Origin of the sequence: Nitrososphaera sp. AFS, assembly GCF_009898475.1 — an archaeon.
Classification (GTDB): domain Archaea; phylum Thermoproteota; class Nitrososphaeria; order Nitrososphaerales; family Nitrososphaeraceae; genus Nitrosopolaris.
This window is the reverse complement of the sequence record NZ_QURE01000062.1, coordinates 1-9158: the sequence shown is the minus strand read 5'-3', so window position 1 is coordinate 9158 and position 9158 is coordinate 1. Positions and strand designations below refer to the sequence as shown.

The 9158-nt window shown below is 39.2% G+C and carries 7 protein-coding genes; 4 read left to right on the top strand and 3 right to left on the bottom strand.

The window, feature by feature from the left end; translation table 11 throughout:
- Window positions 1-208 precede the first annotated feature (208 nt).
- Window positions 209-433 (top strand): DUF5679 domain-containing protein, encoded by a 225-nt coding sequence (locus tag DYY65_RS07895; protein WP_201449406.1) that lies wholly within the window; start codon window positions 209-211, stop codon window positions 431-433.
- 238 nt (window positions 434-671) lie between these two features.
- Here the strand turns inward: DYY65_RS07895 and trpD are convergent, their stop codons facing one another.
- Window positions 672-1754: an anthranilate phosphoribosyltransferase gene (trpD, locus tag DYY65_RS07890; protein WP_162477426.1), complete on the bottom strand. Its 1083-nt coding sequence runs from the start codon at window positions 1752-1754 to the stop codon at window positions 672-674.
- Window positions 1755-2345, bottom strand: coding sequence for an anthranilate synthase component II (locus DYY65_RS07885; RefSeq protein WP_162477425.1), 591 nt, complete (start codon window positions 2343-2345; stop codon window positions 1755-1757). It abuts the gene before it with no gap.
- Window positions 2346-2551: 206 nt separating this feature from the next.
- On the opposite strand from DYY65_RS07885, the gene DYY65_RS07880 reads away from it, so the two are divergent.
- The 3 genes from DYY65_RS07880 to DYY65_RS07870 all read left to right on the top strand — a co-directional run bounded on the left by DYY65_RS07880 (window position 2552) and on the right by DYY65_RS07870 (window position 8036).
- A complete protein-coding gene (locus DYY65_RS07880; protein WP_370519328.1) occupies window positions 2552-3595 on the top strand; it encodes a type II glyceraldehyde-3-phosphate dehydrogenase in 1044 nt (347 codons plus the stop codon).
- 965 nt (window positions 3596-4560) lie between these two features.
- Window positions 4561-6222: a carbamoyltransferase family protein gene (locus tag DYY65_RS07875; RefSeq protein WP_162477424.1), complete on the top strand. Its 1662-nt coding sequence runs from the start codon at window positions 4561-4563 to the stop codon at window positions 6220-6222.
- A 395-nt stretch (window positions 6223-6617) separates the two neighbouring features.
- Window positions 6618-8036 (top strand): hypothetical protein, encoded by a 1419-nt coding sequence (locus DYY65_RS07870; RefSeq protein ID WP_162477423.1) that lies wholly within the window; start codon window positions 6618-6620, stop codon window positions 8034-8036.
- 58 nt (window positions 8037-8094) lie between these two features.
- Here the strand turns inward: DYY65_RS07870 and DYY65_RS07865 are convergent.
- The coding region (locus DYY65_RS07865) for a right-handed parallel beta-helix repeat-containing protein (RefSeq protein WP_162477422.1) at window positions 8095-9158 on the bottom strand (1064 nt) is incomplete at its 5' end.

The following is a 9158-nucleotide window of genomic DNA, read 5'->3' as shown; positions in this document are numbered from 1 at the left end:
TAAAAATATAATGGAAGTCCCTCTGTCGTGACCTATTCTACATCAACATTTTTGTAAATTTTACAATATATAAAAGAAAATCTTGTCAAGATTTTCAACAGATCAGCGCCAGAGATTTTTCAAAATGTATACCTTTAGGATGAATATTGTCCAGTAACAGGGCAAAAAACAGCTATTCTTATATTCTGGCATGAGAATTTACTTTAAGTTGACGACACAGGCTTATTGTGTGAAATGTAGGTCGAAGCGAGACATGAAGGATGAGAAGTTGATAACTATGAAAAATGGTCAACGAGCAATTTCTGGGATTTGCACCGTTTGCGGAACTAAGATGTTCGGGGGGAAGAAAGTAGCAAAGGTTAAAGCAGCAAGCCGAAAACAAACAGTTAAAACCAGTCACGTAAAGGGTAAATCCACGCAAAGGAGAAAGTAACAGGGACAAAAGGCGGACGTTTTTGGTTGAGTTCTATGGTAGTGTTGACCATTAGTCTAGTCTCGCTCTTTATTTTTTATCCGAGCCTCCACTCTTAGCATTTTTAATGCATCGGTATTTTTCAAAAGTAATTTTGCTTATCAAGAGTTAAATTCTGCTAAACTATTCCACAACATGACGTGTGGCAACAGGATTGGTTTCCTCGTTTTAGTTAAGAGGTAGACGGATGAATTGAGGTCTACGAAGCAAGAAACTTGTCCTCAGCTCTGCTCAACTTGTCCAAGTCACCACATCGTTTGATCAACTCGTGTAATTTTTTCCTCGGGGTTCCTTCTCTCAACGATTGGCGTGCTATTTGTATACCTTCCCGTAGGTCCACGGCTATGTCGCCTATCACCAATGCGGCCGAAGCATTCAAGAGCGCTATATCCTCCTTAGCCGAATCACCAAGGCCATATATCACTCTTAGTGTGTGCCTTACTGAGTCTTCTCCTGAATTCACTAAAAGATTCTCCGATTTTGTAATTGACATACCAATGTCCTTAGGATGAACTATAATTCGGTTGATTTCGCCGTTTAGTATCCATGTGATCCTATTTTCGCAAGTATTAGAAAGTTCATCAAAGCCATCTGAGGAATGCGCAATCATGATTTTGGAAGCACCAGAAGTTTGCATTACTGCAGAGAGCTTGTCTACTAATGAAGGCTCACAAACCCCAACAAGCTGCCCAGTAAGGTTAGTACATGGGTTGCACAGAGGACCGACCAAATTAAAGGCCGTTCTTACACCTATTGACTTTCGTGTCGATGCCACTTGAAGAATGGCTGGATGGAATTTTGGTGCATATAGGAAACCAATGCCAATATTTTCAATAGCGTTTTGCACAACGTCAGTACAGGTGTCCAAATTCATTCCGACGTATTCCAGAAAGTCTGCGCTGCCGCACATTCCGGATGCGGATCTGTTACCGTGTTTTGCCACTTTACAGCCAGATGCACACGCGATTATAGCTGCAGCTGTGCTGATATTAAAAGATCCTATCGCATCTCCTCCAGTGCCACATGTATCAACTAAGCTACCAGATACTTTGGGAGTGATCGTGATGGCTTTACTCTTTATGCTTTGGAGAATGGCAGAGAGTTCCTCCGGGGTCTCGCCTTTCATTCGAAGTGATATTAAGAATGAGGCAATTGCAGCCTCGCTTGCCCTACCTCTAAGAATTTGATCCATCGAGTAACGGGCTTCAGTTTCAGAAAGGTTAGTTTTTGTCACTAGTTTCCTGATGATATTCCGCAGGTCCGAAGGTATGTACTCGCCCACTCATCTTTTCACCATTGAAATAAAATTCCTGAATATTTTAGGTCCTTCTTCTGTCAAAACGGACTCCGGGTGGAATTGCACACCTTCAATCAGATAGTGTTTGTGTCTAACGGCCATTATCTCATTATCATCGAGCGATGATGCGGTGACCTCTAGACAAGATGGAATTTGTTTATCTGAGACCAGGGAATTGTAGCGGGTTGCTTTAAAGGGATTAGCCACTTTTTCAAATAGACCGTCTGATTCCATTTTGTATTCGATTATGCTAATTTTTCCATGTGTAATTTTTTTAGCATTGATTATCCGGCCGCCGAAGGCATGTATTATCCCTTGATGTCCTAAGCAGATTCCCAAAATTGGTGTCCGAGGTCCTTGATCGGTTATAATATCGGTACAGATGCCAAAATACCTCCTGTTTGCCGGATGACCAGGCCCGGGAGAAATGACTATTGCATCAGGATCCATAGTTTTGACCGCGTTCATAGTGATTTTGTTGCTTCGAATGACCATGGGTTCAATGTTCAATTCTCCTAAACGCTGAGAGATATTGTAGACAAAGGAATCATAATTATCTACTACAAGAAATTTCATTCTATGATCACCTTATGCGGCAGATCTCGAGCAAACTGACTCCTCTACTAAGGTAGCTCAGAATTTCTATTTAAACGTGTCCAAATGTCCTCTATAATTTAACAAAGGGTAAGGTTAATGAAGTTTGATAATACAAATCCATGATAGTCTTCAAGCAATATATATAAAATGCAAAAAGTCAATTAAATTTACAGCTAGTGATCAATGTGGTTAATGTATTTGTAAACGGGTACGGTAATATTGGACGCCGCTTGGCATTTATCCTCTCTTCCGATAAAGATCTTCATCTCATAGGCATCGGCAAGTACTCGGCAGATGAGAAAACTAAAGAGGCTTTGGACAATGGCTTGAATGTCTATGTACCCGAAGCCAAGTTCGAACAATTTAGAGATCGCAAATACGATGTCTCAGGAACAGTGGAGGATGCTGTTAGACAAAGTGATATCGTCGTGGATGCTGCTGTGGAAGGCAGAGGATTCGATAACAAGAAAAGACTTTATGAGCCGATGGGAAAAGCAGCTATTTTTCAAGGTGGAGAAGATAGATCGGGCTCGCGCTCGGTTGCGGACATGATTCATAACTCAAGGGTCAATTATTCACTAGCTAATGGTCGAAGATATGTTATTCAAGGAAGCTGTAACGTATCCGGCATGGGTAGGATAATGCAGCCACTCTCTGAGAGGTATGGGGATCAAATTAAGAGATTTGACGTTACCATTGTTAGAAGATGGGCTGATTTGGAAGATTCAAAAGATGTGAGAGACTCAATAGAGTGGGATCGGGACCCTCACCATCAGAATGATGTTAAAGCCTTCTTGCCTTCTGCGAACCTTTTCGTAGAAGCATATAAGGTACCTTCAAGGATGATGCATCTTCACCAAATGGCTATACGGTTTAAGACCAGAGCCCCTTCAAAGGAGGATGTTATTGAAACATTGCATAAGGAATTTGGAATTGCAATATTGAATTCAGCCAAAAGCACAGCAGACGTAAGAAAGAAAGCAATGGACTTGGGGTTTAAACACGGTGATACAAATATGGTGCATATACACAGCGACGCTTTGAGAGTTCAGGATGATATTCTCAAAATTTTGTATTCGGATGACCAGACTGGGATGGTCATTCCAGAAAATCACCTGCTTTTGCAATCCATGGCTTTAGGTCGCCCAAAGCATGAAGCAATTCAAAAAACTGACGGCTTGTTCAGCATGACAAAAAGAGCAAGGATACTAGAAGATGAATTCAAATAACCGGCTATACTCATTGTATTAGCACTGTGTGCCATAGCAATACTTTATTTTCTCAAATGATCTTTAATCCGCAAGTAGATAATCTAGAATACGTCTTAGTAACCCTAAGGACAATTTTTTATGAAAAATTGAAGAATTCCCTAAATGGAATTTGTGTGACTTAACAACTAGAATCGTTTAAAGAATTCATTAAATCGGTGTACATCTTAGACAACAATAGATGCAGAGCAAACTGAATTATAGTAAGAAGCTTACAGGGTAATACAGATTAGACTTTTCGATCTTCATATTATCTGTAAGAGAGAAAAGAATAGAAAGACGGATATTAAATATCTGTTTCTGTCTATAAATATTCGGGCTGTTGATTTATGCGCTTTAACTTAAATTGTGGTTGCTAAACTGAATTACCCAAAACACAATTCTATCGCGGGGCAATATATTGTGAATAACTATTGCTACTAAGAAATCGGATAACAGAGGGCAAGAGATCAGATGTAGACGATTCCAATGGGTAGATAAAATAGTGAAGCGCTACTGGTAACCACGCTGTATGCCGCATGTGTGGGAATGGGTGTAGGAGTGATGGTCGTGACAGATAATGAATGAGGTAGAATAAAAGGTCAAAGTTATGTTGTTGAAATGTGGCGGTAAGTTAAAAAATATTGGAATAGCTAAGAGCGGTAATCGGGTAGTACAACTTTGCTAATGGCCTTTGACAGACCAAAATAGGGTCTGTTTCACTCCCTTAAGGGGAGTACAATAATTGAGTAAGTGCTAAAAGGAATGGCCACCCAGAGGATCCTCAGACACCACGGATTAATATGAATAATGTGGACATTATGAATAATACCAATAATCAGACAGTTAGATTGTTAAATAATAGTTATAAGATAAATTATGATAAAACTCAGAAAGGTTTGTTAGACTTATGGAACTGAAACGAGATATGAAAAGTATTAGAACATATGGTGGTACCTAAGATGTACATACTTGGCATAAACGGCGGTGTTAGATCTGGGAATCAGGATGCATCAGCTTGCTTGCTTGAAGATGGAAAATTGATTGCTGCTGCAGAAGAAGAAAGATTCCTGAGGATTAAATTCGCAAACGGAGTCCTCCCTAAGAATGCGATAAAATTTTGCCTAGAATTTGCAAATATTTCAATTCATGACGTATCGTATGTAGTGTTTCCAGGACTGACTTATTCTAATATTAGAGGTATCCTGGAGACCTACTTCAAATTTAATTTTGGTTATTGTCCTGAAGTGAGGCTCGTTGACCATCACATGGCACACGCTGCTAGCGTTTACTATACATCAGGATTAGAAGAATCTATGATTATTACAACAGATCTGACAGGAGAGGGAAAATCGACCACCCTTTGTTATGGGGCAGACGAAAAAATTTCTGTCCTAAAGGAGTTTAGGGTACCTGATTCACTTGGCATCTTCTATTCAATGGTAACTCAATACCTTGGATTCCAAAGAGATAGCGACGAGTATAAAGTAATGGGACTTTCCGCCTATGGTAATCGTAGTAATAGTGATGCCATAAAAAATGACTTCTCGTGGCTACTTAGTCTTCCGGGAGGTAACGGAGTTAAGGGTGACTACTCATTAAATACTGAATGTCTAGTCCTCAACCAAGATAACAGGACTCCTCCTAGACAAGAACCATTATTTTCAGATAAATTTCTATCCAAGTTAGAAAGACCGCGTCGTCTTCCAGATGTACCAATAGATGGGTACTACAAGAATATTGCAAGGAGTGCCCAAGAACATCTTGAGAAGGTTGCCCTTCATCTTTTAGAGTACTTGCATCTGAAGACCAACTCACGCAACTTGTGTATTGCAGGAGGTGTTGCTCTAAATGTACTGATGAACCAGAAACTAATGGAATCAAAATTTGTAGACAACATTTACCTTACAAGCGTTCCCGGTGATAACGGCCTTTCGTTGGGAGCGGCCATACTCATTGCAAAAGAAAATGGGTTTAAAATAGACAAATATCAAAAACCGTTCTGGGGCCCAGAGTATTCGAATGAACAAATAGAATACGTTTTAACACGAGCAAAAGTTCGTTTTGAGCGCGTTAAGAATATCTCAAAGGAAGTTGCTCATCTCGTTTCTCAAAGGAAAATTATTGGATGGTTCCAAGGCAGGATGGAATTGGGTGCACGAGCCCTTGGTTCCCGCTCTATCATTTCTGATCCAAGAGATAAGGATATGAAAGATAGACTAAATAAATATGTAAAGTTTAGAGAAGACTTTAGACCGTTTGCACCCTCTGTATTAGAGGAAAATGCTTCTGAGTACTTTATTAATTGCAAATATTCTCCGTTTATGGCAATAACATTTAACGTCAAACCAGACAAAGTAAAGGAAATTCCTACACCGACACATGTAGATAACACAGCGCGTATACAGACAGTCTCGAAGCACCAAAATGAACTATATTATGGGTTGATAAGAAATTTTGAAAATGAAAGTGGTGTTCCAATAGTTACTAATACTAGCTTGAATGTGATGAATCAGCCAATATGTCTGTCACCGGTTGATGCCCTATCAACTTTCTATAGTACAGGGATGGATGGGTTGGCAATTGGAGATTCACTCATACTAAAATGATATGTAGCATCTGAGCCAGTTCTTTTCAATTTGATTAAGCTTCTTTAGGATCTGCTAGAAGTATTCGAGACTCTTTCTTGCCCTTGATGTTAGAAGCAAGTCGAAAGGATGCGGCCTAACGTCATGTGGATTAAAAATTGGAATGTTTAAGAGTTGTATCGAGCTCTTAATCAGACGTGCCAATCGTGGTATCGATGCATCACCACGTACTCAGCATTATAAGCACACGTATTCTTGGATAAATTTCAGGCAGCACCCTGCCTGCGATAAAAGCTAGAAACACTGACACGCGAAAAACTTTTCAATGGGTAAGCTAGCTTGAACAAGGCTTTTGGTGCGAAGGATTTAAGAAACGGTTATAAGTTGAAAATCTAACACCTTTCATAATACTGATAATGGAAGATTTAGCTACAGATAAGACACTTTTTGTTATTATTTTGTTGTTCCTAACCGTAATTGCATTTCCAATCTTAGGAGCCGGAAACGTGGCTGGTATCCACAAAGGTTCCAAAGCCGGTTTGATTTTCTCAAAAATTCATAATCAAATCAAAGGCGTCAAAATTCTAAGATTACACACAGCGCCATCAACCGTGTCTGTTGGAAGTACGTTCAACATTGGGGGTTTAGTGTTTAATAATTCTACCTCTGTGATTACATTCCCAAATGGTACTTGTAACTCGCCGGTCTCCATAGATTTTAACAAAAACGTTATGATCGAAAGTCAAGGGATTGCACTATGTACCACGCCGACAAAGGACGTTACTTTGAAGCCTTTGCAGTCATCGCCGATAGTAAGCACTCGCAATTCCGGAATTGCATATAGGGCTACATCACCTGGGGTTACTAATGCGACTATTACTTTTAACTATAGAGTTGAAACTGCCAATGGTAAATCTCCAATAAGTGATAACATCTCGAGGATTTATGCCTTCAATATACACAATATGTCAAGTGCGAATTTTGGCTCAGCTAACGGCCATATCAGAGGTATCAAACTTCTTCAGGTTACTTATCCACCACTAGTAACAAACGGTAATTCATTTGTGATTAGGGCTCTCGTTTTTAATAATTCTACCTCTGCAGTTACTTTTCTAAATGGTACTTGTAATCAGTCAGTGCACATAAATTTCAATAAAAATGTGGAAGATTCAAAAGATAGTTTATGTGCAACTACACCCCAAAAATCGATCACTTTGATGCCTAAGGAACAGTCATTTATTGTATCAGGCACCTCATACAAAGCTACCTCATTGGGAATAGTTAATGCAACTATACTGTTCAATTACGGAGTTCAAAACACTAAGGATATACCAGTCTACAACGACAATACATCCAGATCCTTTACCTTTGATATCAAAAAAGCTTTTCATAATGCTACCCACTTTCATATTAAGGGCGTTAAGCTTTTGCATATTCGTACTAATCCTACAAAGGTTTACCTTGGTACAGTCTTTAGTTTGAATGCTATGGCACTCAATAATTCCACCTCTACAATCAGTCTGGCCAACGGAACCTGCCTCTCTCCAATGTTTATTAGTTTTAATAGCAACGTGCTACATGAGAACCAAACTAGTTCAAATAAATGCAAAGTTCAACCTGTTCTTCTAAAGCCAGGTGCCCAAATATCCGTTTTTAGTTCAAATCTTTCGAAGCCAACATTTAAAGCAACATCTGCAGGAGTTGCTAACGGAACGATTACATTCAAATATAAGGTGCTAGCGCCTACCAGCAAGTCCTTTATCGATGATAGCATCTCAAGGATATTTTCGCTGAAAATACAAAACACGCCTTCAGCTGCCTCTCTAAAGAAATAGGTCCTACCTAAGTCATAATGAAGTGCCTGGTACTAATATGATATTATTTTATTCACATTCATTGTAATTTCGGTTTCTTGGTCTGAGGACTACTTATGTTCGACAAACTAAGATGATTACTATAAAAAACATTATTCTTTGAAGTGGGGTCTTGTGCGATCTTTAGGGCAGGCTTAGCGTTACCAACTATTTTGTTTTCATAGAAAGTGTTTGATGATGACCCATTATCTACAAATATCGCATGAGACTTGGAATTGATTATGGAATTTCCGTACACCTTGTTAAAATTAGAACCTGAACCCACTTTAATTCCATCTACACTGTTTGAGACTGAATTGTTATACACTTGATTATGATGAGATCGGGTAATGAAGATCCCCTTGGGTTCATCGTAGACGATATTGTTCTTTGCAACAGAATTATAAGTAAATCGGCTAAAATCGATTCCGTCACCTGCATTATCATGAACCTTATTATTCTCAATCAGTATATTGTAACAATTAAGTGAGCAAATTATACCGCTCCCATTGTTATTGAAAACCGTATTATTTCGAATTATTAGGTCATGTGTACCGGTATGGGGATCAAGTCCATAATGACCACTATTGCTCACTATATTATTTTCAATGACTACGTGGCTTAATCCAATGGAGTAGAAGCCAAAATAAACATTATGTATATTGTTATTACGGATTACGCTTCCATCGCCACCGTAATAGCTTAATCCGGAACCGCCCTTGTGTTTACCAGTTTCGTAGCCCAAATATGCTATTTCTGAATTTGTGATGTTTGAAGTTCCAGTAGCATTGTAGTCAACATAAATTGATGGTCTAGGTGTACCGAAAATATAAGTTCCACGGCCGGTTCTTGAACCATTACTTAAGGGATAAGAATTCTTTAGCTGGTCCCAACCAGTTATCTTAACTGAGTCAACGTTTAGACTACCATGTATCACAACAGAATATGCTGCAATCGAACCACCTATAACTCTTGAATTTATTTTCAGCCACTTGGTGTCTGTAGGGTCGATGTGGAATATTGCGCCTTTACCTATTACCAAATTAGCACTCAGAAGCCATACACCATCTGGAGTTTGCTTGGCTAGAATGCTATTATCATGCA

Coding starts and splice junctions, on each gene's coding strand:
- DYY65_RS07885 (WP_162477425.1), bottom strand. CDS start 2,345: ATGAAATTTCTTGTAGTAGATAATTATGATTCCTTTGTCTACAATATC.
- DYY65_RS07875 (WP_162477424.1), top strand. CDS start 4,561: ATGGTGGTACCTAAGATGTACATACTTGGCATAAACGGCGGTGTTAGA.
- DYY65_RS07870 (WP_162477423.1), top strand. CDS start 6,618: ATGGAAGATTTAGCTACAGATAAGACACTTTTTGTTATTATTTTGTTG.